This is a genomic window from Bradyrhizobium vignae, from assembly GCF_900324035.1.
Taxonomy (GTDB): Bacteria; Pseudomonadota; Alphaproteobacteria; order Rhizobiales; family Xanthobacteraceae; genus Bradyrhizobium; species Bradyrhizobium vignae.
This window is the reverse complement of record NZ_LS398110.1, coordinates 3,081,248-3,103,662: the sequence shown is the minus strand read 5'-3', so window position 1 is coordinate 3,103,662 and position 22,415 is coordinate 3,081,248. Positions and strand designations below refer to the sequence as shown.

Annotated in this window: 22 protein-coding genes and 1 pseudogene; 9 read left to right on the top strand and 14 right to left on the bottom strand. The window is 65.0% G+C overall.

All coding sequences use genetic code 11. The annotated features are described in order from the left end of the window. Positions 1-6: 6 nt before the first annotated feature. The 3 genes from BRAD3257_RS14870 (at position 7) to BRAD3257_RS14860 (ending at position 1,893) form a co-directional block, all read left to right on the top strand. On the top strand, positions 7-561 hold the full coding sequence (locus BRAD3257_RS14870; protein ID WP_122406570.1) for an inner membrane-spanning protein YciB: 555 nt from the start codon (positions 7-9) through the stop codon (positions 559-561). Positions 562-665: 104 nt separating this feature from the next. Beyond that, the gene (locus tag BRAD3257_RS14865; RefSeq protein ID WP_122402448.1) at positions 666-962 is read left to right on the top strand and encodes a hypothetical protein; all 297 of its coding nucleotides are present in this window, start codon (positions 666-668) and stop codon (positions 960-962) included. A 16-nt stretch (positions 963-978) separates the two neighbouring features. Beyond that, on the top strand, positions 979-1,893 hold the full coding sequence (locus BRAD3257_RS14860; RefSeq protein ID WP_122406569.1) for an SH3 domain-containing protein: 915 nt from the start codon (positions 979-981) through the stop codon (positions 1,891-1,893). 254 nt (positions 1,894-2,147) lie between these two features. Here the strand turns inward: BRAD3257_RS14860 and BRAD3257_RS14855 are convergent, their stop codons facing one another. Both BRAD3257_RS14855 and BRAD3257_RS14850 read right to left on the bottom strand, forming a co-directional pair. Then, positions 2,148-3,803 (bottom strand): fumarate hydratase, encoded by a 1,656-nt coding sequence (locus BRAD3257_RS14855; RefSeq protein ID WP_122402447.1) that lies wholly within the window; start codon positions 3,801-3,803, stop codon positions 2,148-2,150. 421 nt (positions 3,804-4,224) lie between these two features. Continuing rightward, positions 4,225-4,419: a hypothetical protein gene (locus tag BRAD3257_RS14850; RefSeq protein ID WP_244607953.1), complete on the bottom strand. Its 195-nt coding sequence runs from the start codon at positions 4,417-4,419 to the stop codon at positions 4,225-4,227. A 97-nt stretch (positions 4,420-4,516) separates the two neighbouring features. Between BRAD3257_RS14850 and BRAD3257_RS14845 the strand changes: the two genes are divergently transcribed. The 3 genes from BRAD3257_RS14845 (at position 4,517) to BRAD3257_RS14835 (ending at position 6,254) form a co-directional block, all read left to right on the top strand. Beyond that, complete coding sequence (locus tag BRAD3257_RS14845) at positions 4,517-4,990, top strand: hypothetical protein (protein WP_122402446.1); 474 nt, start codon at positions 4,517-4,519, stop codon at positions 4,988-4,990. 296 nt (positions 4,991-5,286) lie between these two features. Beyond that, positions 5,287-5,460, top strand: coding sequence for a hypothetical protein (locus tag BRAD3257_RS40290; RefSeq protein WP_174221570.1), 174 nt, complete (start codon positions 5,287-5,289; stop codon positions 5,458-5,460). A gap of 119 nt (positions 5,461-5,579) precedes the next feature. Further along, positions 5,580-6,254: a methyltransferase family protein gene (locus tag BRAD3257_RS14835; RefSeq protein ID WP_122402444.1), complete on the top strand. Its 675-nt coding sequence runs from the start codon at positions 5,580-5,582 to the stop codon at positions 6,252-6,254. 28 nt (positions 6,255-6,282) lie between these two features. On the opposite strand, the gene BRAD3257_RS14830 is transcribed toward BRAD3257_RS14835, so the two are convergent. The 9 genes from BRAD3257_RS14830 to flgB form a co-directional block, all read right to left on the bottom strand. Continuing rightward, the gene (locus BRAD3257_RS14830) at positions 6,283-6,990 is read right to left on the bottom strand and encodes a glutathione S-transferase (protein WP_122402443.1); all 708 of its coding nucleotides are present in this window, start codon (positions 6,988-6,990) and stop codon (positions 6,283-6,285) included. Positions 6,991-7,119: 129 nt separating this feature from the next. Continuing rightward, entirely contained in the window at positions 7,120-8,121 is a 1,002-nt protein-coding gene (locus tag BRAD3257_RS14825) for a Tim44 domain-containing protein (RefSeq protein WP_122402442.1), read from the bottom strand. A gap of 332 nt (positions 8,122-8,453) precedes the next feature. Continuing rightward, entirely contained in the window at positions 8,454-11,039 is a 2,586-nt protein-coding gene (cckA, locus tag BRAD3257_RS14820) for a cell cycle histidine kinase CckA (RefSeq protein WP_122402441.1), read from the bottom strand. A 154-nt stretch (positions 11,040-11,193) separates the two neighbouring features. Then, positions 11,194-12,273: a flagellar biosynthesis protein FlhB gene (flhB, locus tag BRAD3257_RS14815; protein WP_122402440.1), complete on the bottom strand. Its 1,080-nt coding sequence runs from the start codon at positions 12,271-12,273 to the stop codon at positions 11,194-11,196. Positions 12,274-12,286: 13 nt separating this feature from the next. Further along, a complete protein-coding gene (gene fliR, locus BRAD3257_RS14810; RefSeq protein WP_122402439.1) occupies positions 12,287-13,057 on the bottom strand; it encodes a flagellar biosynthetic protein FliR in 771 nt (256 codons plus the stop codon). A 17-nt stretch (positions 13,058-13,074) separates the two neighbouring features. After that, on the bottom strand, positions 13,075-13,338 hold the full coding sequence (gene fliQ / locus BRAD3257_RS14805) for a flagellar biosynthesis protein FliQ (protein WP_060736542.1): 264 nt from the start codon (positions 13,336-13,338) through the stop codon (positions 13,075-13,077). Positions 13,339-13,506: 168 nt separating this feature from the next. Continuing rightward, positions 13,507-13,815: a flagellar hook-basal body complex protein FliE gene (gene fliE / locus BRAD3257_RS14800; protein WP_122402438.1), complete on the bottom strand. Its 309-nt coding sequence runs from the start codon at positions 13,813-13,815 to the stop codon at positions 13,507-13,509. 17 nt (positions 13,816-13,832) lie between these two features. Continuing rightward, entirely contained in the window at positions 13,833-14,258 is a 426-nt protein-coding gene (gene flgC / locus BRAD3257_RS14795; RefSeq protein ID WP_122402437.1) for a flagellar basal body rod protein FlgC, read from the bottom strand. A 39-nt stretch (positions 14,259-14,297) separates the two neighbouring features. Then, positions 14,298-14,702 carry a flagellar basal body rod protein FlgB gene (gene flgB / locus BRAD3257_RS14790; RefSeq protein WP_122402436.1) on the bottom strand — a complete coding sequence of 135 codons (405 nt, stop codon included), beginning with the start codon at positions 14,700-14,702 and terminating at the stop codon, positions 14,298-14,300. 351 nt (positions 14,703-15,053) lie between these two features. Here flgB and BRAD3257_RS14785 point away from each other — a divergent pair, with 351 nt between their 5' ends. The 3 genes from BRAD3257_RS14785 to BRAD3257_RS42235 all read left to right on the top strand — a co-directional run bounded on the left by BRAD3257_RS14785 (position 15,054) and on the right by BRAD3257_RS42235 (position 17,601). Further along, positions 15,054-16,028 carry a flagellar biosynthetic protein FliO gene (locus BRAD3257_RS14785; protein ID WP_122402435.1) on the top strand — a complete coding sequence of 325 codons (975 nt, stop codon included), beginning with the start codon at positions 15,054-15,056 and terminating at the stop codon, positions 16,026-16,028. Further along, a complete protein-coding gene (gene fliP / locus BRAD3257_RS14780; protein ID WP_122402434.1) occupies positions 16,025-16,780 on the top strand; it encodes a flagellar type III secretion system pore protein FliP in 756 nt (251 codons plus the stop codon). The genes BRAD3257_RS14785 and fliP overlap by 4 nt, the downstream gene beginning before the upstream one ends. A gap of 170 nt (positions 16,781-16,950) precedes the next feature. Further along, a complete protein-coding gene (locus tag BRAD3257_RS42235; RefSeq protein ID WP_160118815.1) occupies positions 16,951-17,601 on the top strand; it encodes a hypothetical protein in 651 nt (216 codons plus the stop codon). A gap of 21 nt (positions 17,602-17,622) precedes the next feature. Here BRAD3257_RS42235 and BRAD3257_RS14770 read toward each other — a convergent pair. The 3 genes and pseudogenes from BRAD3257_RS14770 to BRAD3257_RS14760 all read right to left on the bottom strand — a co-directional run. Then, positions 17,623-17,856, bottom strand: a pseudogene (locus tag BRAD3257_RS14770) (hypothetical protein); the annotation flags it as partial. A gap of 81 nt (positions 17,857-17,937) precedes the next feature. Further along, positions 17,938-21,678, bottom strand: a complete 3,741-nt coding sequence (locus tag BRAD3257_RS14765) for a tetratricopeptide repeat protein (RefSeq protein ID WP_162500574.1) — start codon at positions 21,676-21,678, stop codon at positions 17,938-17,940. A 302-nt stretch (positions 21,679-21,980) separates the two neighbouring features. After that, a complete protein-coding gene (locus BRAD3257_RS14760; RefSeq protein ID WP_122402432.1) occupies positions 21,981-22,178 on the bottom strand; it encodes a hypothetical protein in 198 nt (65 codons plus the stop codon). Positions 22,179-22,415 lie beyond the last annotated feature (237 nt).

The window sequence follows — 22,415 nt, the reverse complement described above, 5'->3', positions numbered from 1 at the left end:
TCGATGATGAAGGACGTATTCGCCCGCCTCGCCTCCGACTTCCTCTCCGCTATCGTCTTCCTGGCCGTCTACCTCATCACCGACAACGTCATCCTGGCGACGTCGGTGGCGATCGCCGGAGCGATCGCGCAGGTGATCTACGCCCGTGTCAAGGGGCAGCCGCTCAACTACATGACCTATGCGAGCCTCGCGCTCGTCGTCGTGCTGGGCACGGTCACGCTGCTGACCAACGATCCGCGCTTCATGCTGGCAAAACCCTCGATCGCGCATTTCGCGATCGGCCTCATCATGCTCAAGCGCGGCTGGATGCTGCGCTACATGCCGCCGATCGTCGCCAATACAGTTCCGGAATATGTCACGGCTGCAGGCTACGTCTGGGCGGGGCTGATGTTCGTGATCGGCGTCGGCATGATCGTGGTCGCCTCCACGGGCGATCTGAAGCTGTGGGCGTTCTACATCACGGTGGTTGCCGGCGGCGCCAAGATCCTGGCTTTCGCCGTGCAGTATGTGGTGCTGCGGCTCGTCGTCACCAGCCGGCGGCGCGCCGCCGCCCGCGCCTAAATGCCCTATCGCAGGGTTGGGCAGGAACTGCGAGTTGAGCTATAGGCTCGCTCAGGACGGCCGCGGATGGTCGCGGACCGCCGAAATTTGCTCGGGAGACGGGAATGGCCGTAGACGGCAACTGGAATCTGACCATGACGACGCCGATGGGCGAGCGCCAGGCGACGCTGAGCCTGACCGCTGCGGACGGCACGCTCACGGGCACGCAGGGCGCGGAAGGTAATACGGCCGAGATCTTCGACGGCACCGTCTCTGGCAACAACGTCTCCTGGAAGGTCTCGATCACCAACCCGATGCCGCTCACCCTCGAATTCACCGGCACGGTCTCCGGCGACAGCATCAGCGGCGAGATGGGCATCGGTCCGATGGGCAGCTTCCCGTTCACGGGCGCGCGGGCCTAACGCCGCGCGCCCCATGATGCGCCCGCTCCGTCTCATCGCCGCGGCGGTGCTGTCTGTCGCGGCACAAGCCGCGCGCGCCGATGACACCGAACCGGCGTGGCGCGCAAGTGCGCTCGCCATGGTGCCGGCAGGCTATATTGCAGGCACCGCCTACCGAACCGAAGGTTCGACCCGTTATCTCGCCGTCTATCCCGCGACATCGAACGATCCGAAGACACCGGCGAGCGTGTTCGCGGCGCGCCAGGCCCTCGTCGTCACGCTCACACCCGACGCCACACGCGCGGTGTCAGCCGAGATCAAGCCGCGCAACGATCGCGATGACGACGACAGCGATTTCGCAAAGCTGCACGCCGAGCTCGCCGGCAGGCGCACGACGCTCCCTGATGGCACCGAGCCCTGCAGTCTCGGCGCCTGGTCCATCGACAAGGATCCCAACGGCCTCAACGTGCGCGCCGAGCCGTCAGCGACGGCGCGTGTGCTCGGCACTCTGCCGCCGCCCTACCGGCTGAAGCTTGGCGGCGCCGAGAACACTCCCGACGGCGGCTGGCTCACCGAATTCCGCATCATCGGTTTCAAGGGCGGCTGGTTTCTGATCGAAGGCGCGAGGCCCCCGGGCAAGAACTACGAGGACGAGAAGCGATATCCGCGCAGTGCGCCAAAGCCCTATGCCGGGCGCGGCTGGGTCGCGTCGAACAAGGTCGGGGCGAATTACGCCAATGGCTACACGCGCGCGGGCGGGCTGTTCCAGGCGCCTTTCATCGATGCCAAATGGACGCCAGCACAACGCGAACTCGGCGGACCGATTGATGGCGACGGCGGACCGAAACGCATCTTGGCCTGCAGCGGCTTCTGGGGTCTCGTCGAGAGCCACGATGGCGTCCGCGGCTGGTGGCGCGCGCTGTGCTCGAATCAAGTCACGAATTGCAGTTAAAGCGCGATGAGATTTGGATGAATCGTCATCGCGCTTTAGCTTGTTGTTTACGCATGATCTTTCCGGAAAACCGCTTCGCACTTTTCCGGATCATGCTTTAGAACGTCGCAGCTTCCTGCCGTCATGGCCGGGCTTATCCCGGCCATCGACGTCTTCTTCGCCGCACCAGGAACGTGGATGCCCGGGACAAGCCCGGGCATGACGATTGTTAGGGCACGGGCATCATCGTCCGCACATGAGCGCGGATGGAGCAGCTAGCCCAAATTCAACTCTTTGAAGAAGTCGTTGCCCTTGTCGTCGATGATGATGAACGCGGGGAAGTCGACGACTTCGATGCGCCAGATCGCTTCCATGCCGAGCTCGGGATATTCGAGCACCTCGACCTTCTTGATGCAGTGCTCGGCGAGGTTCGCCGCGGCGCCACCGATCGAGCCGAGATAGAAGCCGCCGTATTTCTTGCAGGCCTCGCGCACGGCCGGCGCGCGGTTGCCCTTGGCCACCATCACCATCGAGCCGCCCGCGGCCTGGAACTGGTCGACGAAGGAATCCATGCGGCCCGCGGTGGTCGGACCGAACGCGCCGGAGGCATAGCCCTCGGGCGTCTTGGCGGGACCAGCGTAATAGACCGGATGGTTCTTGAAATAATCCGGCAGCGGCTCGCCCTTCTCCAGCCGCTCGCGCAGCTTGGCATGGGCGCTATCGCGCGCGACGATCATGGTGCCGGTCATCGAGACCCGCGTCTTGATCGGATATTTCGAGAACGTCGCCAGGATGTCCTTCATCGGCTGGTTGAGATCGATCTTGACGACCTCGCCGCCGAGCGACTCTTCGACCTGTGGCAGATATTGCGCCGGGTTGTGCTCGAGCTCCTCGAGATAGACGCCGTCCTTGGTGATCTTGCCGAGCACCTGGCGGTCGGCCGAGCACGACACGCCAAGCCCGATCGGCAGCGAAGCGCCGTGCCTGGGCATGCGGATCACGCGGACGTCATGGCAGAAGTATTTGCCGCCGAACTGCGCGCCGACGCCGAGCGACTGCGTCATCTTGTGGATTTCCTTCTCCATCTCGATGTCGCGGAAGGCGTTGCCATCAGGCGAGCCGTGGGTCGGCAGAGCATCGAGATAGCGGGCGGAGGCGAGCTTCACCGTCTTCATGCAGAGCTCGGCCGAGGTGCCGCCGATCACGATGGCGAGATGATAGGGCGGGCACGCCGCGGTGCCCAGCGTCAGGATCTTTTCCTTGAGGAAAGCGAGCAGCCGGTCCTTGGTCAGCACCGAGGGCGTCGCCTGGAACAGAAAGCTCTTGTTGGCGGAGCCGCCGCCCTTCGCCATGAACATGAACTTGTAGGCGTCGTCGCCCTCGGCGTAGATCTCGCACTGCGCCGGCATGTTGTTGGCGGTGTTCTTCTCCTCATACATCGAAAGCGGCGCGACCTGCGAATAGCGCAGATTGCGGCGCAGATACGCATCGCGCGCGCCTTCGGACAGCGCCGCCTCGTCGTCGCCGTCGGTGATGACGTTGCAGCCCTTCTTGCCCATGATGATCGCGGTGCCGGTGTCCTGGCACATCGGCAGCACGCCGCCGGCGGCGATATTGGCGTTCTTCAAAAAGTCCAGCGCGACGAACTTGTCGTTCGGGCTCGCCTCGCTGTCCTCCAGGATCGAGCGGAGCTGCTTCAGATGGCCGGGCCGCAGATAATGGTTGATGTCGCCAAAGGCCGCCTCCGACAGCGCCCGCAGCGCCTCGCGCGACACCACCAACATGTCCTTGCCGAGGACCTTCTCGACCCTGACTCCCTCGGACGAGATCTTCTTGTAGGGTGTCTCGTCCTTGCCCAGCGGGAACAGCGGGGTGTGCTTGTAGGGCGGAACAGGCTTGGACTGGTCGGGGAAAGCGGTGGGAGCGTTCATGGGGCAAATCTCGGGGTTTTGCGGCCCTGGCGGGCCTCTCAGCATAGAAGCGTTCTAAGCTTTTTTGCCGCAAAGGGAAGCGCCCGGGAAGCCCGCCCGGCTCATGGGGAGCCCTGGATTTCACGATCCCTCGCCACCTGGTCTGACTGATCGACCGCGTAGACGATGATGTAGGGAGCCTCCACAAGCTCCCGCGTCCCTTCAAGCAGACCCGGACGACCTATGTTGGGCAGGCCTGAAGCGGCAAGACACTCGATCCTCGCCCCGATGCTATACGGGCGACTGCAATGGGATTGCCCTGGGAAATCCAGTCAATGATCTCATCGAGTTCACGAGCCGCCGACTCGTGACTGACGACCTTCATTCGCCCAGGTGCTGCTTGAGGTGCTGCTTGAGTTACTGCTTGAGGCGCTCCTTGAACTCATCGAGCGTGAGCCGTCGCGCATTCGGAATCCGACCGACGGCGGCGAACCTCCTCGACCTGCTCGTCGGTTAGCCGATAGACGCTGTGGTCCTGCGACTCCATAAGCATCAGAATCTTCGCTGCGTCCTCCTGGCGTTCGGGCGGCCAGGTCAGAACGCGGTCCAGGATTGCCTTTACCTGCTCCTTGCTCATGTGTTCTTTATGTCACGCACCTGCCAGCAAGGAAGACCCTGCCCTTGCGCTTCGCGTCCGCCGACGCTTGAATGCGCGCCCTAAGGGGCTTTTCATCATGATTTTGAAACTGAACGTCCGCGGCGCGATCCTGGTCGCCGCCGCCATCACCGGTCTTGCGACCCTCTCCTCGCCTGCGCACGCCGATCGCTGTGACGACAGCGCCAAGGAGCTGGCGAACCAGATCGACCGCCTCAAGGTGAATTTCCGCGCCGCCAACATCGTCTATCTTTCGCACCCGGCCGCCAAGGAGCTGTCGGTGGGCTGCCGTGGCGACAAGTATTCGATCGAGCTCTATGCCAAGAGTGATCGCAAGCCGAAGCCGGAGTTCTATGCGCTGGTCGGATCGATGGCGGCGATCGTCTTCACCGTGACCAAGGACGACACCACGACGGGCGCGACGCGCTGCCTGAAGCGGATGGGCCTATTGCGCGGCGACAAGATCAACCTGCGCTATCGGCGACTCAACATGGAATGCACGCGCACCAAGACGGAGGCGTCCATCGCCATCACGCGCGGCAAGGACGAATAGGACACTCGCCTTCTCTTCGGTCACGCGCTCGCGACGCGAGGCATCGCCTCGCCGGCCGCCACACACTCGGTCATTGCGAGCGCAGCGAAGCAATCCAGAATCTTTCCGCCGAGGGACTCTGGATTGCTTCGCTTCGCTCGCAATGACGAGGAGAGAGCCGTTGTCCTCTCCGATCGTATGCTTGCGGAAGCAAAACGGATCCCATGCCCGATCCCTTGCATTTTAACGATTGCCTTGAAGGAAATTTCGCTCCTCGCAGGACACGCTCGATTGTATTCATGTGTGAGGATTTGCGGATGAAGGTTTCCACCGTTGCACCGCCGCCGATCGCGATTGTGGTGCCGAGCTACGACACGACCAAGCAGCAGGACGATCAGACCAAGGTCAAGGACGAGGATCCGACCTTTAAGCCGCAGCCGCCCGCGCCGCTGCCGCCGGGTCAGGGCACGCGGATCGGTCAACTCGCCTGATCAGGCTTGCCAAAGCCGAAGCGCCCGATCCGGTCGATCGGCCGTTGCGCGCGTCTCGGCCGCATCTTTGCCGGATAGCTGGACCAATATCATGCGCGCCCGAGCCTTGGGAGCCGCGCATGATCGCACGTCTCTTGCTGCAGAACACGATCTTCACCATCGCGATGGGCGCGCTGTTGTTCGGGGCCGCCGGCACGATGGATTGGCCTTCGGCGTGGGCGTTCCTCGTTACCTCCGCCCTGCTCGGTCCGCTTTGCGGCTGGTGGCTCTACCGGCTGGATCCGGCATTGCTGGCGGAGCGTCTGCGTCCGGTCATCCAGAGGGATCAGCCTCCGGCCGACAAGGCCTTCATCACCGCGTTCATCGTGGCGATGCTGGCCTGGCTGATCGTGATGGGGCTGGACCGGCGTTCGCTCGCATCCGAGATGCCGCTTGCCTTGCTGATTCTCGGCTTCCTGCTGTTCCTGCTCTGCGCGCTGTTCACCATGTGGGTCTTCCGCGAGAACTCGTTCGCCGCGCCCGTGGTGAAGCTGCAAGCCGACCGCGCGCAGCGCGTGATCTCGACCGGTCCCTACGCCTGTGTCCGCCATCCCATGTACAGCGGCATGGTCCTGTTCTTCGCCGGCCTGCCGCTGCTGCTGGGCTCGTGGTGGGGACTTGCGATGATGCCGCTCTTCATCGCCTTGCTCGCCGTCCGCATCCTGATCGAGGAGCGCACGCTGCGCGAGGGCCTGCCGGGCTACACCGATTATGCGGCGCGGGTGCACTATCGCCTCATCCCCGGCGTCTGGTGAGCGCACCTCATGGTCCGCACGAAAGCGGCTAATGATCCAGCTCGCGATAGCGCCGGAAGATGCCCTGCTCGTTGAAGGGAATGCGGCGCTCGCTTTCGAGATAGGCCTTGATGTTCGGCCGCGCGGCAATGCGGTCGTGCAGACCCACAAGACCTGGGACATCGGATTCGAACGCCTTCATGCGCTTGGGGAAGGCATAGCGCAGTCCATCGACGATCTGGAATAGCGAGAGGTCGACGTAGGTCAGGCGGCGACCGGTGACATAGGTGCCGCCGCCCCCGGCGAGAAGCTGCTCGAAATAGCCGAGATATTTCGGCACGCGCTCGCCCCAGAACTCGGCCGTGCGCTTCTTCGCCGGCGCCTTCTGATCCTCATAATAGAGCGAGGGCCCGAGCGGATGATGGGTGTCGTGGATCTCGACGACGAGATCGGTGATGGTGAGCTGAAGCTGGTGCACCCAGAGCCTGCCGGCTTCCGTCTTCGGCGCAAGCCCATGGCGGGCGCCGAGATAGAGCAGGATGTTGGCGGTCTGCCCGATGACGAGCTTGCCCGCTTTCAAGAACGGCGGCGCGAAAGGCGGCGTGCCCTTCTGCGCATCCATCATCTTCATCATCGCAGCCGTTCCGCGCGGGCCGCGCGCGACGTCGACGTAAGCGGCCCCCGCCTCCTCCAGCGCCAACCGCACATATTCGCCGCGGCCCTGAATCTCAGGCCAGTAGTAGAGCTCGTATTTCATGGAAGTGGTCCGTGAGCGTGGAGCGACGGACCAATCTAGCACGCAGCCGACGCGGGCGAGAGTGGTGGCCTCCAATGAAAAGGGCGCCGTGCCTGAGCACGACGCCCCTCCTTGCTAGATCGCTTGCGATCAGTTGGTTTGCTGGATCGCCGACAATTCCCAGCCGGTGCCCGGCCGGCGGGCGAAGGTCCAGATCTCGGTCGCCTCGCCCGGCTGCTCGCTGCCAGCAACGATCGCGCCGGTGTTGCGGTCGATCGTCTTGTCGGTGAGTGCGAAGCGCAGCGCCACCGTGGCGTAGTCGGTCTCGCTTTCGCGCCAGGCTTCCGCGAGGTCGCCCTGCAACAATTTCACGTTGGTGACCTTGTTGACGACGTTGCGCGCGCGGTTCTGCGCAAGATCCTGCTCGAAATACGAGACCATTTCCGGCGTCGCGAGCGTGTGCAGCTTGGCCACATCCTCGTTCGACCAGGCGGTCTGGATCTCGCCGAGCAGGCGCTCGAACGCCTCGTAATCATCCGGCTTGATCTCGAGCGGGGCGTTGTTGGCGCCGAACCCGAAGCCGCCAAGGCCACCGGCGAGGCCGCTGCGATAGTTCGTCTGCGGTCCGGGCGCTGCGCCGGCGTCAGCATTGGCATAGGCCGCCCGCGGGGCGTGACGACGCTGCCACCAGGACATTGCCAGCCGCACCACGAGCACCACCAGCGCGATCTGGATGATCAGGCCGAGGATCGAGGACAGGCCGCCGAGGCCACCGAACAGGCCGCCGCCGAACAGCATGCCGAGCAGGCCGGCACCGAGGAAGCCGGCCGCAAGGCCGCCCAGGAAGCCGCCGCCGCGGCCGAACAGGCCGCCGCGCGCCGGCGCGGAAGCAGCCGAATTCATGCCCGCACCCGGCTGGGTGTAGGTGCGGTTGAACTGCGAGGTCGAGCCCGGTGCGGTCGTGGTCGACGGCGGTGCCGAATAGGTGCGCGAACCGCGCGAACCCGACGACATGCCGCCACCGACGCGCGCGTCGGCGGACGAGATCGCCAGCGCGGTCGGCAGCGCAAGCGCCAGCACGATGGCGATCATCTTGAAGAGATTGCGGGAGCGTAGCGAGAAAGTCATGTGCGTTTCCCAAATCCCCGGCATGGGGACGTGCGCCTAAGATGGGCAGACTTCCCGAAAAGTGAAGCCGGTTTCGGAACTTATGGCTGCGGCCCTCAGTCGCGGGGATGTGGCAAAAGCCCATATTTCGCGGGGGTTTGGCCGGGGGTGCGAGGGAACGTGGTCGAGGGATACCGGCGGCTATACGGCCGGAATTCCGCTTTTTCCTCGTCATTGGAGGCGTGGCTCTCTCGCCACGTCATTGCGAGGAGCCCTAGCGACGAAGCAAATCCAGACTGCCACCGCGGAACGATTCTGGATTGCTGCGCTGTGCTCGCAATGACTGAGAATGCGGAAGCGGCGCGCCGCCCCTCGCCTCACCCCTGCTTCGTCATCGTCTCCTTCACCGCCGCCACGAGCTGGCTCAGTGTGAAGGGCTTGGGCAGGAAGTCGAACTGCTGGCCTTCGGGCAGGCTCTTCTCGAAGGCGTCTTCGGCATAGCCGGAGACGAAGATGAACTTGATGTCGGGGTTCTTTTCCCGCATCGCCTTCAGCAGCGTCGGGCCGTCCATCTCGGGCATGACGACGTCGGAGACGACGAGATCGATCGCCCCGCTCTGCTCCTCCAGCACCTCCATGGCCTCGACGCCGTTCTCGGCCTCGACCACGGTGTAGCCGCGCGAGCGCAGGCCGCGGGCGTTCAAGGCGCGCAGGCCCTCTTCGTCCTCGACCAGCAGGATGGTGCCTTGCCCGGTGAGATCGGTGCGCGGCTTGGCCTCCGTCGCCGCAGGCGCTGCTTCCTTCGCGGCACCATTGGTCGTGCTGGCCACAGCCGCGGGCTGCTCGACCTGCACCTCCGGTTCGGCGACATGGCGCGGCAGGAAGATGTGGAACGAGGTGCCCTGCCCCGGCTCGGAATCGACGTAGATGAAGCCGCCGGTCTGCTTGACGATGCCGTAGACGGTGGAGAGCCCGAGGCCGGTGCCTTTACCCACTTCCTTCGTCGAGAAGAACGGCTCGAAGATCTTATCGCGGATGTCGGCGGGAATGCCGGTGCCGGTGTCGGCGACCTCGATTCGGACATAGTCCGCAGCCGGCATGCCCTTGTAGGCGAGCTTGCCTGCGTCGTCGGTGGTGACGTTGGCGGTGCGGATGATCAGCTTGCCGCCATCGGGCATGGCGTCGCGCGCGTTCACCGCGAGGTTGACGATCACCTGCTCGAATTGGGAGACGTCGACCTTCACCGGCCAGAGGTCGCGGCCATGGACGAGGTCGAGCTTGACCTTCTCGCCGATCAGCCGGCGCAGCAGCATGGTGAGATCGGAAAGCGCGTCGCCGAGATCGAGCACCTGCGGCCGCAGCGTCTGCCGCCGCGAGAATGCCAGCAGCTGCCGCACCAAGGTCGCGGCCCGCGTCGCGTTCTGCTTGATCTGCATGATGTCCTGGAACGACGGGTCGGTCGGCTTATGCGCGTTCAGCAGGAAGTCGTTCGCCATCATGATGGCGGACAGCACGTTGTTGAAGTCGTGGGCGATGCCGCCGGCGAGCTGGCCGACCGTCTCCATCTTCTGGGACTGGTTGATCTGGTTCTCCAACGCGCGCCGCTCGGTGGTCTCGAGCATGTGCACGATGGCGGCTTCCGCCTCGTTCTCGGCGGCATCCACCGGCGTGACGAAGAACTGGCCCCAGCGCTCCTTGGTCCCCTCCAGCGCCACCTCGACCGGCGCGATGTCGGCCTGGCCTTCCGCGGCCTGGTTGATGGCCGCGATCAAGAGGTGCCGGTCGCGCGAATTGACCGCGCGGAAGATCGACTTCGAGGCGCTGTCCAGCCCCAGCGCCTGACCGAGCTTGGCGTAGCGCGCGTTGGCGCGCACGACGTTGCCGGCGCGGTCGACGGTCGCGATCGCCATCGGCGTATGGTCGAAGAAGCGCATGAAGCGGACTTCGGCGGCGCGGTCGGGATCGCTGCGCTCGTCGCGGGCGCGGCTGATCACGAGCGTGCGCGACGGCCCCGGCGCGCCGTCGGCGCCGAAGGCGAGCTTGTGATAGAGGCGCACCGGCATGGTCTTGCCGGTGCGCATGCGCAGGTCGATGTCGAACACCTCGGTCTTCACCTCGCCCGGCACCGCCACGATCGAGGTCAGCAGTGAGGCGCCGTCGCCGGAGACGATGTCGGTCAACTTCAATCCGCCCGAGCCGATCTCGGCGAGGTCGTAGTCGAGCCAGTTCGCCAGCGTCGCATTGACGTAGGCGAGCTCGCCGGCCGGATTGACCGAGAAGAAGCCGCACGGCGCGTGATCGAGATATTCGATCGCGTGCTGCAGCTCCTGGAACACGTCCTCCTGGCGCTCGCGGTCGCGGGTGATGTCGGCGATCGACCACACCGCATATTTCGCCTCGCGCTTGCCGGTGCCGAGGGGGCGCACGCGCATGCGCAGCCAGCGGCCCTGGCTGCCGTCGTGGCCGGAGATGCGTACCTCTTCCTGCTGGCGCTTGCCCTCGCGGGCGGCCTTGAGCAGGCGGAACACGGCTTCGGAGACGTCGGGGTTGCCGATGAAGACGCGCTCCACGGGCCGCACGTCCTGCGGGCCGCTGGCGCCGGTCAGCGTCAGATAGGCCGCGTTGGAATAGACCACGTGTCCGCGCGCGTCGGTGACGGCGAGCCCGTCAAATGCGTGATCGGAGATGCGGGCGATGATCGGGTCGTCGAGATTACGGTCGGCGAAGCGGATGATGCCGGCGGCAAAGGCGAACAGGTTGAACAGGCCGACCATCGCCAGCACGGCGAGGATGCCGAGGATATAGGGCTGCGCCTGCGCGCGCCCGAGCGTCATCAGCCCGACGGCGACCGCGACGAGGCCTGCGGCCACCAGCAGCACCAACGCGATGCTGCCCGAGCGCGGCGACGGCTCTTGCGTCGCAACGGGCTCGCGTGTGAGGTCATGGTCGGTCTCAGCAGTCATCTCGAGCTGGCGCAGCCTGTCGGCAGAGAATCAACGCGTCACGGGGCGCGTGGGGTCCTCCCTGCCTGAATCGGACCCTGAGGTGCAAGGGCAGCAGGGGCGAAAGGTACGCTGATTCCCAGATTACGGCCATTTCCGGTACTTTTCGGGTCTTTTACCCCCGCCCGCCGCCGAATCCGCGCTTCAGCCGCATGACATAGCCGATGACTTCGGCGACGGCATGATAGTGCTCGGTCGGGATTTCCTGGTCGATGTCGACCGTGGCGTAGAGCGCGCGCGCCAGCGCCACGTTCTCGACGATCGGAATGTCGTGTTCGCGCGCGATCTCCCGGATCTTGAAGGCGAGGTTGTCGACGCCCTTGGCGACGCAGATCGGCGCGGTCATGCCGCGCTCGTAGGACAGCGCCACCGAATAGTGGGTCGGGTTGGTGATGATCACGGACGCCTTGGGAACCGCCGCCATCATGCGCTTCTTGGCGCGCTGCTGCCGCAGCTGCCTGATCTTGCCCTTGATGTGCGGGTCGCCTTCGGACTGCTTGAACTCCTCCTTGATCTCCTGAAGCGACATCTTCTGCCGCTGGAACCAGCTGCGGTACTGGAAGAAATAGTCGGCGATGGCGACGATCGCGAGCGCCGCGACCACCGCGCCGAGCAGATGAATGGTCATGCTGGTGCTGGCGCCGAGCATGGCCGCCGGATCGAGCCTGACCATCGCCTCCATGCGATGCCGCTCCGGCCACAGGATCATGGTCATGACCACGCTGAGGGCGACCAGCTTGCCGATGCCTTTGAGAAAATTGGCGGCCGCCTGCTTGCCGAAGATGCGCTTGAAGCCGGCGCCGGGCGAAATCTTGCTGAATTTGGGTTTGAGGGACTCGGCCGACCACACCAGACGGTGCTGCAGCATGTTGCCGGCAATGGCCGCCAGCACCAGCATCAACAGGGGCACGCCGATCGCGGCAAGGACGGCGAACTCGATCTGCTGGGTCAGCGCGAGCAGGGCCTTCCCGTCGGTCTTGATCATCCAGGAATTGGCGAGCAGGTTGCGCATCGGTGTCAGCAGCCCGCTGCCGACCGAGCCCGAGAAGGTCGAGACGACGAGTGTGCCGCCCGCCATCATGAACCAGGTGTTGATCTCCTGGCTCTTGGCGACGTCGCCGCGTTCGAGCGCATCGTCGAGGCGCTTTTGCGTCGGGTCTTCTGTTTGACTTTCGGGATCGTTGTCGTCCGCCATCGATCGACCCCTGTCACTTGAGCGGCATCATCTGGTGCATGACACCGATGAAATAGTCGAGAAAGGTGCCCATCATCGCGGTGAGCACCACGGCGAGCACCAGGAAGCCTGCGAAGATCGACAGCGGCACGCCGACGAAATAGACCTGCATCTGCGGCATCAGCCGCGCCAGCACACCGAGCCCGATGTTGAAGACGAGGCCGAACACCAGAAACGGTCCCGAGAGCTGCAGGCCGAGGCGAAAGGCGGCCGCGAAGGCGCGCGTTGCCAGCGAGGCGACGTCGCCGCTCGATACGGTCTCGCCCGGCGAGAAGATCGTATAGCTGTCGTTCAGTGCGGCGATCACCAGATGGTGGCTGTCGGTCGCGAACAGCAGCGTCACCCCCAGCATGGTCAGGAAGTTGCCCACCAGCACGCCCTGCTGTCCCTGCGTCGGATCGACCGAAGTGACGAAGCCGAGCCCCATCTGCTGCGCGATCACCGATCCCGCAACCTGGAGCGCCGACAACGTCACGCGCGCGGTCGCCCCCAGCACGATACCGATCGCGATCTCATGCAGCATCAGCACCAGCAGCGGCGCCAGCGACCCCATGTCGACATGATAGGCATTGCGATGCAGCGGCAGGATGATCAGCGTGAGCAGCAGCGCGATCGAGAGCTTGATCCGCGTCGGGATGTTGGTCTCGCCGAGGCCGGGCAGCAGCATCACCATTGCGCCGACCCGGGCGAAGGCGAGCATGAAGGAAGCGGCGAGCGCCGGCAGCAGCGAGACGTCGATGCGCATAGTTCACGCATTGTGCCTCAGCCGCCGATGATTCGCGACGAGATCCGCAGCATGTGGGCGTGGAGCGAGTCGGCCATGAATGGCAGCGCCAACAGCATCGTGGCGAAGATGGCCAGGATCTTCGGCACGTAGATCAGCGTCTGCTCCTGGATCTGCGTCAGCGCCTGGAACAGCGACACGACGACGCCGACCACGAGACCGACCACCATCAGCGGCGAGGACACGATCACGATGGTCCAGATCGCATCGCGTGCGACGTCGAGGGTCTCGGGTCCGGTCATGGTCAGAATTCCTTGTTCAATCTTCATCCCGCCACCACGGCGAGAAACGAACGCTCCCTCCTCGTCATTGCGAGCGAAGCGAAGCAATCCAGACTGCCACCGCGGAAAGATTCTGGATTGCTTCGCTGCGCTCGCGATGACGCCTGGGGCGAGCGCCAGCGCGAAAAATCAGATCGGCATCTTCATGATGTCTTCATAGGCTGCGATCACGCGGTCGCGGACCGAGACCAGCGTGGACACCGCGACGTCGGTGTCTGCGACCGCCGTCACCACGTCCATCACATTGGCCTTGCCGGCTGCCATCGCCACCGTCTGCGCGTCGGATTTGCGGCCGGACTCCATGACGCTGCCGACGGCGTCCTTCAGCAGCGAAGCAAAGGATTGCCCACTCGGCTCGCTGCCCTTGCCGGCGCCGCTGTTCTCCAGCACGCGGGCGAGATTGGCGTAAGCATTGGCGGCGATTGTCGGTGATGCCATGGCTTAAGGTGTCCTGTTCAGCTCTTGAGGATGTCGAGCGTGCGCTGGATCATCCGGCGCGTCGCACTGATGATGTTCAGATTGGCCTCGTAGGACCGCTGCGCGTCGCGCATGTCGGTCATCTCGACCACCGAGTTCACGTTGGGATACTTGACGTTGCCGCCCGCATCCGCCGCAGGGTTGTTCGGCTCGTATTTGACGCGGAAGGCGGACTGGTCGGGCTTGATTCTGCCGAGCGTGACGACCTGCGCGTCGAGCGTGCGGTCGAGCGCGGAGGAGAAGGTCGGAACCTTGCGCCGATAGGGATCGCCGCCGGCGGTCTGCGCCGTCGAATCCGCGTTCGCGATGTTTTCCGAGATCACCCGCATGCGCCCGGCCTGCGCACGCAGGCCGGAGGTCGCGATCGCCATCGAGCGGGCAAAGTCGCTGCTGTCATTCGCCATGATCTGCCTCCGCTAGCTCTGCTGTTCCCGGATCATGCGCTAGCCCTTGCCAATCGCTGTCTTGAGCAGATGCAGGCTCTTCGAATAGAGCGAGGTCGCCGCCGCGTAGTCCATCTGGTTGCTGGCGGCCTTCATCATCTCCTCCTCGAGATTGACGGCGTTTCCCGCAGGGCGCGTCTCGAAGCCGGCATTCTTGTTCTGGTCGAAGCCCGAGGCCGCGCCTGATGGTTTCATGTGCGAGGCGCTGGTGACGGTCAGCGCCAGGGGGCCCATCGAGCCCGTTACGGCGCCGGTCTTGTCGAGCTTCGGCTCGACCAGGTCGCGCGGCCGGAACTTGGGCGTATCGGAGTTGGAGACGTTCTCGGCCAGGACGCGCTGGCGCTCCTGGTGCCACTGCATCTTGGTACGAAGCGCCGACAGCACCGGGAGGTCGTTGATGGACATCGTCGCGGCTCCTTCCGCCCCTTGCGGACCTTGAGGTCCGAAGCTAGGCAGAATTTGCCGCCTGTATGGTTAACAGCTGGTTAAGGACGCTCGTGACGCATGTCCCCAAGCGAGGCACGATCTTGCGGACCCGTGATTCTACGCCCCGAAAAGTGGCATTAACCCAACCGTTTGGCGGCGCATGGACTGGGCAAGAAGTCGTTTTGGATCGGGCGATTCATGGGTTATTAAGAGTTGGGGACGGCAAAACTTGCCGTGGAACGTTAACTAATCGCAGTTTGGGGCATCGTCCGCCGTGGTTGGCGAATCTGACCATCGGCACGAGAAAAGCGCCATTTGTCGGGGACAAGTATGCAAGGCAGCCCTATCACCTTCATCGTCGCGTTCATCGTCGTTCTGGCGTTGATCGGCGTCGCTGCATGGCTGGTTCGTCGATTCGGCAGCAGCCGGCTGGGCGCCAACACACAGCGCGGCCGGATGCCCCGCCTCGCCGTGATCGACGCAGCCGCGGTCGATGGCCGCCGCCGTCTGGTGCTGGTCCGGCGTGACAATGTCGAGCACCTGCTGATGATCGGCGGCCCCACGGACATCGTGGTCGAGCCCAATATCGTTCGCGCCGCGCCCAGCCGCGACCAGCTCCTGCAACGTCCGAGCGCCGCCGAACCGCCGCGCCTCGCCCCCATGCCCGATGCCGGCGGCTGGGCGGATGAAGCACCGCGCCCCGAACTGCTCGATCATCCCGAGCCGCAAATGCCCGAGCCGCCGCCGCGGCCCGCGCGCCCATCCTTCGCCGACGAGGTGCGCCGGCCTGCTCCTGCACTGGCCGAGCGCCGCAGCGAGCCGCCCCTGGGGGGCTTTACGCCCGAGCCGGTCGCGCCACGTCCGGATCGCGAACCACGGCCCGAGCCGCTGCCGCCGCGCATCCCCCGCGGCGAGCCGCCGCTGATGCCGCGCCCGCCGCGCGGGAACGAGCCGACGAAGATGCCGCCCGTGCGCGCCGAGCGCGCCGCTGCACCACCGCCTCCTCCGCCCGTGCCGCAGGCTCCGGCCGTTCCGCCGACGGCACCTGCCGCTACGCCCTCGAGCGCCGAGCAGAACCTCGCCGAGATGGCGCAGCGGTTGGAGGCTGCGCTGCGCCGCCCGGCCGGCGAAACGGTCGCGCCTCCGGTTGCACCGGAACCGCCGCCCGCTCCCCCGCGCGCCGCACGCAACGAGCCGCCGGCGCCGCCGGCCCCGCCTGCAAAGCCGGCCGCGGAAAAGACCAGCTTTGAAAATCTCGAAGACGAGATGGCCTCCCTGCTCGGCCGTCCGAAGCCGTCTTCGTGAAATTGCCGGCCCTCCCGCGTAGAGTTCTTTTCCTTTCTGTCCTGTTCAGCGCGGCCTCGCTCGCGATGCCGGCGCATGCCCAGGACATCAGCATCAATCTTGGCGGCGGCGCTGGCGGCGGCGTCACCGAACGCGCGATCCAGCTGATCGCGCTGCTCACGGTGCTGTCGATCGCGCCGTCGATCCTGATCATGATGACGTCGTTCACGCGCATCGTGGTGGTGCTGTCACTGTTGCGCACCGCGATGGGCACCGCGACTGCGCCGCCGAACTCGGTGATCATTGCGCTGGCGATGTTCCTCACCTTCTTCGTGATGGGACCGGTGCTGCAAAAGTCCTACGACGAGGGCATCCGTCCGCTCGTCGCCAGCCAGATCGGCGTCGAGGATGCGCTCCAGCGCGCCTCCGTCCCCTTGCGCGGCTTCATGCAGAAGAACGTGCGCGAGAAGGACCTCAAGCTGTTTCTGGATCTCTCCGGCGAGGCACCGCCAGCCACGCCCGACGATCTCGCCTTACGCATTCTCGTCCCCGCCTTCATGATCTCCGAGCTGAAGCGCGCCTTCGAGATCGGCTTCCTCTTGTTCCTGCCCTTCCTGATCATCGATCTCGTCGTCGCCTCGGTACTGATGTCGATGGGCATGATGATGCTGCCGCCGGCGACGATCTCGCTGCCTTTCAAGCTGATCTTCTTCGTGCTGGTCGACGGCTGGTCGCTGGTGGCGGGAAGTCTGGTGCAGAGCTACGGGGGGTGAGGCGCAAACCCAGATAGGCCGCGGCTCCTTCTACCCCTAAGTGAAATTGACACCGGCGCACGCCTCGGTAACATCGTGGCGTGGGCGCGGGTTCGCTGGATGGAAATCGAGTTTCCCTTAGAGTTTTTACTATATGTAAGGGTATCCAACGATCCCTTCGAGGAACTGCGATGACCGAATCTGGGAGTGAGGAGCAGGTTTTACAGAGGGAGATCGCACGCTTAGAGTCGGAGGGATACGACGTATTCGTGCATCCCCGCGCTCCACTGGTTCCTGACTTTCTCGGAGACTTCGTTCCCGATGCTGTCGCAACTGGAAACGGAAAGAAAATCGTTCTTGAGGTCGCTAGACCATCGACGCGACAGAGCGAACGTCTGAAAGACGTTGCCGCTCGCTTCGCTCAACAGCGAGAGTGGGAGTTGAAGGTGCTGTTTGTTGCCCCCACATCTTTGGGTACAACGCTTCCGGTGCAGTCGCGTCAGGCAATCGAAGGTGCTCTGAGTGAGATCGAAAGGCTGCGCGACATAGACGCCTTGCGTGCCGCCTTCTTGCTTGCATGGGCAACGTTCGAGGCCGAAGGCAGGGCGTCGGTCGAAGGTCGCTTCGACCGTCCGCAGACGCCTAGCCGCCTCGTCGAAGTTCTAGGTCAAGAGGGGCTATTGACCCCTACCGACGCCGACCAAATGAGGCTGCTCTCAGAAAAGCGCAATCGGCTCATACATGGCGATCTCGGTACCGATATTGGCGCTGAAGATCTGGAAAGGCTCATCGGCATTCTGAGACAGCTTTCCGCTACCGGCACGCCTGAGCACAGCAATTGATGGCCTTAGGACCCGCCCCTGCCCCTTCAAGTCATACTGCTCGCTGAGGTGGTCGCCGATCTGGACCAGCATGGCGACGCTTTCGGGGAAGCCCGGCTTGTCCCATGTCGCCTGATCGGCGGCGGCGCGGAACTTCCAGCTGTCGCCGTGACGGACGATCAAGATGGCGAAGCTGTCCGGGCCATCGACATGGGCCTTCAATTCGGCCCGTGCCATGGCGATGAGTTCGGCTTCGGTCTTGGCAGGCTTGCTCATATCGTCCCTCTCGCGGCATGAAGATGCTTTGGGTTGCCGCCTGACGGGCACCTGTCGAGAGATCCAGAGGTAGCAGGGTTCCTACCGCGTCGTCTTGATCTGCCGCACGACGGGGATCGTGGGCAGCGAGCCGGTGTGGTCGGACTCGTCCTTGGCCTGCGGCGTGCCGGGTCCGCGCGCCGTGGCGTCGGGGAAGCGCTGCTTCATCTCGCGCAGGAAGCCGTCGAGCGTGTCGACGCTGGCGGCGAGCTTGGCGATCTCGGCGAATTCGGCGCTGGAGGCAGCGGCCGGCTTGCTGGCGATATCGAAGGCGAGACGGTCGGCGCTCTCGCTCATCAGCGGCGCGTATTTCTCGCGGAAGCGCGACAGGCCGATCGAGTCGTCGGCGAGCGCGTAGCCGACGGCCGCGCGAATGATATCGCTCTTCTCGACCGCATTGAGCGGCTTGAAATCGCGGAAACGCTCGCCGTAATAGAGCTCGATCTGCTCGGCGGACTCGCGCCAGCGCCGCGCGGCCCAGAAGATGTCGGAGCGGAGGCGCAGCACTTCGCGCCCGGAGACGTTGGAGACGATGTCGAGCGCGAGATCGTGACGGCCGACGTCGCTCTGCGCACGCGCCTCGAGCAGCAGGCGCTGCTGCCGGAGCTCGCCGGAGAGATCGCTGATGCGGCTCGCGCGCAGCGCGGTGATCGCCATGTCAGGCTTGCGATTGGCGAGATAGACCATGGCAAGGCGCGCGGCGACCTGCGCGCGCGCCGCGCCTTCAAGGCGATGATCGACCTGGTACTGCAGCAGCTCTGCGGCCTGGTCGAGCAGATCGATCGAGGCGAGGCGGTCGGCGAGCCGGCGGATCAGCTCGTCGCCGCGACGGCCGATCGGCGTCAATTCGCGGAACTCGTAGAACATCCCGAGCGCCTCGACCGGCGGCAGCTCGTCCCCCTTCGGCCCCAGGAATATCTGCGTGAACAGGTCGGACGCGAGATCCTGCGCCAGGCGCGAGGCTTCGGCGTTCGGCTGGAGCCTGGTCGCAGTGCGCGCCGCCATGAGCGCATCCCGGTAACGCCCGTTCTCGGCATACAACTGCGACAGCATCTGCAGCGTCTTGACCTCGATCGCGTCGCCGCGCCAGGTCATTGACAGCGTCTCGAGCTCGCGCAGCGCCTCTTCCTTGCCGATCTCGTCGCGCTTCTGGCGCAGCGCGACCTCGAGCTGCTTGGCCTCGGCCGCAGCCGGACGGTCGTTCGAGGCGACCGCGAACTTGTAGTCGTCGAGCGCGTCCTTGTCGTGGCCAAGCGCCTCGGCGAGCCGGCCGCGCAGTACGGCGAAGGCCGGAGCAGCCTCAGGCGGGATGCCGACAACCTCGAGCTCGCTGCGGCGCTTGGAGGCGCCGGCATAGTCCTTCACCTCGAGCGATGCACGCATCGCGTCCATCGTCACGATGCGCTGGATGTCGAGCGGCAGGGAGGCGATGGCGAATTCGACGTTCTTGAACTTCTCGCGCGCGTCCGCCCACTTGCCCTGCCGCGCATAGGCGAGCGCCTTCCAGAGCTGGGAATCGTGGCTGTTGCCGATCACGGGATTGGCGAGGTCCTTCAAGCCCTGCGCCGGGCGGCCGATCAGGATGCTCGCGATCGCATGCATGATCAGCGCACCGCTCTCCTCCTTGTTCAGGGGATCGGTCAGCATCACGTCGGTCACGGCCTTCGCTTCGTGATACATGGCACGCGACATGTAGAACTGCGCGAGGTCGAGCCGCGGCAGCGAGCGCAGCGCGGGCTCGACCGCTGCGATCGCCGTCATCAGCTCGCTCTGGCGCGCCATGAAGTTTTCCGACTGGCCCTTGCGCCAGCCTTCAGGGCTGAACACCGGGCGCACCGCGGTCGGCGCCCGCTCGGCCGAGATGTCGACCGGCGACAGCGTCAGCCCGCCCTTCTTGCCGAGGATCACCTTGTCGGAGCCGACCTCGACGCCGACCTCATCGGAGTTCGGCCGGATCGCGATGCCGTGCGCGGATTCCAGCAGCGAGAGATCGACGAGGTCCTGCCGCTTGATGAAGCCGCGTACCGGCCGCTGCGCAGTGACGACATAGAGCGTATCGCCGGCATCGGGATCGGTGAGCTTGTGCAGGAGGCCCGGATTGGCGAAGGGGATCGCGATATTGGCGAGCGCCGGATCGGTGATGTTGCGCGACATCATCAACGGCAGCGGCGTCGCCTGGATCTTGTCGGCGAGCGTCAACATCCAATTGGTCTCCTTGCCGACCTCCTCGCTCGTCAGCGAGTAGACCAGCGGCCGCGTGAGGCGGATGCGCACCGCTTGCCCCTTGTCGAGCGGGATACGGCCGACCTCGCCGATCATGGCGCCGCCCTTGCTGCGGATCGCCTCGACATCGATGGGCTTCGGCGTGTCGAACACCAACCAGACAGTATCGCCGCGGCGGAACGCCGCCGCCGGCGTTGCCACCTGAAGCGGGAACGTCACGCGCAAGCCGTCGCTCTCGCGGCGCGCATCGACGCTGGCGACGACCTGCTGCGCAGCGGCGGGCGTCTCGCTGGGGGGTGCCTTCGGGGATTCCTTGACCGGCTCCTTCGCCGCTTCGTTCACGGCCTGCTTGGGCGCTTCGGCAACCACAGGCTTGGCAGGCGCGGCCGGGGCTGCGGCAGCCGCCGCCGCGGGCGTTGGGACTTCCTTGGGTGTCTCCTTGGGCACTTCCGCAGCGTGCGCAGCCTCAGTCGCGGGCGCCGGCCTCGGCGCTTCGGCGACCGGCATTGCGGCGGGCGCGTCCGGCTTCGCCTCGGGCTTCACGTCAATCTTGGCTTCGCGTGCGATCGTGTCCGATGTGGGCGGCGCGATCTCGCGATGGACATCCTTCGGCTTCTCGGCCGCCGGGTTTTCCGGCACAGGCGCGGGTCCCTGACCGGCAGGCTTCATCTGCGCGATCGCCGCCTCGGGCGTCGCGGCCGACTTGCCCTTCTCGGGTTGGAAGGACACGTCGACGACATAGTTCTTCTCGTCGCGGAACGAATGCACGTCGGAATCGCCGATCAGCGCGATCTCGACATTGGTCTGGTCGATGTCGGCCTTCTGCTTGATCGAGGCGACGTTCGGCGGCGCCGCGACCACCGCGTCCGCCAGGTCGAAATTGAGGTTGGCGTTGAAGACGAGCGTGAGCTTCTGCTCGTTGAGCACGGAGGAGACGCCGACGCCATCGGGCATCTCGAACGCGAAGCGCACGAAGGTCGGCTGCACCGAGGCACGCACACGGATCTGCGGACGTTTCTTGGCCTCGGCGGCGGCGCGCTGGGCGCGTAGCGCGCGCTCGGCCACGCGTGCGCGCTCGGCGAGTTCCTTGACCACGTCCATGGGCAGGCTCGGCGGCGGGCCCTTCCAGCCCTCGGGCAAGAGGTCGACGAAGGTGCGCTCGCCGGCGTTCATGGTGTTGACGGTGACACGCCGCGCCAGCGACAGACGGATGGCGCCGCCATCAGGGTCGCGGCGCGCGGAGTTGACGTAGTCGGGCGCGCCTTCCGGAACCCGATCGACGGGAACGTCGACGGGCCGGTCGAAGCGGATGATGAGGATGGAGCCTGCGGTCGTCACCTCGGAGGGAACGTCCTCGCCGAGCTTGATGACCAGACGGGCAAAGCCGCCGCCGGCGGAAAAGGTCGCCTCGCCCCTGATCGGATCGGCCGCTCGGGCCGGCGCCGCGAGGCCAATCAGGAAACAGGCCGCCAGCAAGGTCGCCCCGCGGACATGTCGCGACAGGCCCCGTGCCAATGCGCGGGCTCGCGACACAAATCCAGCGGCAGCCTCTCGCGCCATTGGCGGCATTTCTTCCAGTTCGGCGGTCATGCCGGCAATGGTGCCGGCGGTGCCGTCGACTGTAGTTCCCGCCAATTAAGGACTTGTTAATGCTATATCTTGATTTGCGCTGCGGGCAGCGCGCCGTGCCGGATCGAGCGGGAGACGATCCGCAAGTTTCGGATTTGAGACGCAGTGGATTAAGGAGTTGTTAGCAGCTGCAAGCGGTGCCGGTCGCGGCTCGTCAATCCCTTTGCGCAGCACGTGCAGCTCTCCGCCATGTGTTGATCTGATCGCGTGACGCCCTCAAGCCGAGTGCGTCTTCAATGTTGCTCCCCCGTGCCTTCGGGCGCCGGGGAACTCGCTTCGTCGAGACAAGATTCATGATCGTTGCCCTCGTCGCCTTCCGGCGGCGCTGCATGCTGGTGGCTTAGCGCGGATGTCCATGCGGACGTCATCGCCGCTATGAGCAGCCGGTTGACGGCCTCGATGACTCGTTCTGCGGCGGACGAGTAGTTCATGGCCTCCTCCTGCGCTGCCGATTGCGAATGGCCGAAAGCGTAGGATGGTGCCGTGAGTGCCACTGTACGCCACTTCACAGTTGCGCGCGTCAACTCATCGCAGTCTCAGAGGATGCCGCCTGCCTCAGCTACATCCGCCACGGGAGTCTGATCTGCCGCCTTGACGAGTTGCCGAGCACGCGCACTCACAACCTTCGGGGCGTTGCGGTTCGCGCGCGACTCTGAATCAGATGTGAA

Coding starts and splice junctions, on each gene's coding strand:
- BRAD3257_RS14870 (WP_122406570.1), top strand. CDS start 7: ATGAAGGACGTATTCGCCCGCCTCGCCTCCGACTTCCTCTCCGCTATC.
- BRAD3257_RS14865 (WP_122402448.1), top strand. CDS start 666: ATGGCCGTAGACGGCAACTGGAATCTGACCATGACGACGCCGATGGGC.
- BRAD3257_RS14860 (WP_122406569.1), top strand. CDS start 979: ATGCGCCCGCTCCGTCTCATCGCCGCGGCGGTGCTGTCTGTCGCGGCA.
- BRAD3257_RS14855 (WP_122402447.1), bottom strand. CDS start 3,803: ATGAACGCTCCCACCGCTTTCCCCGACCAGTCCAAGCCTGTTCCGCCC.
- BRAD3257_RS14850 (WP_244607953.1), bottom strand. CDS start 4,419: ATGAGCAAGGAGCAGGTAAAGGCAATCCTGGACCGCGTTCTGACCTGG.
- BRAD3257_RS14845 (WP_122402446.1), top strand. CDS start 4,517: ATGATTTTGAAACTGAACGTCCGCGGCGCGATCCTGGTCGCCGCCGCC.
- BRAD3257_RS40290 (WP_174221570.1), top strand. CDS start 5,287: ATGAAGGTTTCCACCGTTGCACCGCCGCCGATCGCGATTGTGGTGCCG.
- BRAD3257_RS14835 (WP_122402444.1), top strand. CDS start 5,580: ATGATCGCACGTCTCTTGCTGCAGAACACGATCTTCACCATCGCGATG.
- BRAD3257_RS14830 (WP_122402443.1), bottom strand. CDS start 6,990: ATGAAATACGAGCTCTACTACTGGCCTGAGATTCAGGGCCGCGGCGAA.
- BRAD3257_RS14825 (WP_122402442.1), bottom strand. CDS start 8,121: ATGCCGGGGATTTGGGAAACGCACATGACTTTCTCGCTACGCTCCCGC.
- cckA (WP_122402441.1), bottom strand. CDS start 11,039: ATGACTGCTGAGACCGACCATGACCTCACACGCGAGCCCGTTGCGACG.
- flhB (WP_122402440.1), bottom strand. CDS start 12,273: ATGGCGGACGACAACGATCCCGAAAGTCAAACAGAAGACCCGACGCAA.
- fliR (WP_122402439.1), bottom strand. CDS start 13,057: ATGCGCATCGACGTCTCGCTGCTGCCGGCGCTCGCCGCTTCCTTCATG.
- fliQ (WP_060736542.1), bottom strand. CDS start 13,338: ATGACCGGACCCGAGACCCTCGACGTCGCACGCGATGCGATCTGGACC.
- fliE (WP_122402438.1), bottom strand. CDS start 13,815: ATGGCATCACCGACAATCGCCGCCAATGCTTACGCCAATCTCGCCCGC.
- flgC (WP_122402437.1), bottom strand. CDS start 14,258: ATGGCGAATGACAGCAGCGACTTTGCCCGCTCGATGGCGATCGCGACC.
- flgB (WP_122402436.1), bottom strand. CDS start 14,702: ATGTCCATCAACGACCTCCCGGTGCTGTCGGCGCTTCGTACCAAGATG.
- BRAD3257_RS14785 (WP_122402435.1), top strand. CDS start 15,054: ATGCAAGGCAGCCCTATCACCTTCATCGTCGCGTTCATCGTCGTTCTG.
- BRAD3257_RS42235 (WP_160118815.1), top strand. CDS start 16,951: ATGACCGAATCTGGGAGTGAGGAGCAGGTTTTACAGAGGGAGATCGCA.
- BRAD3257_RS14765 (WP_162500574.1), bottom strand. CDS start 21,678: ATGGCGCGAGAGGCTGCCGCTGGATTTGTGTCGCGAGCCCGCGCATTG.
- BRAD3257_RS14760 (WP_122402432.1), bottom strand. CDS start 22,178: ATGAACTACTCGTCCGCCGCAGAACGAGTCATCGAGGCCGTCAACCGG.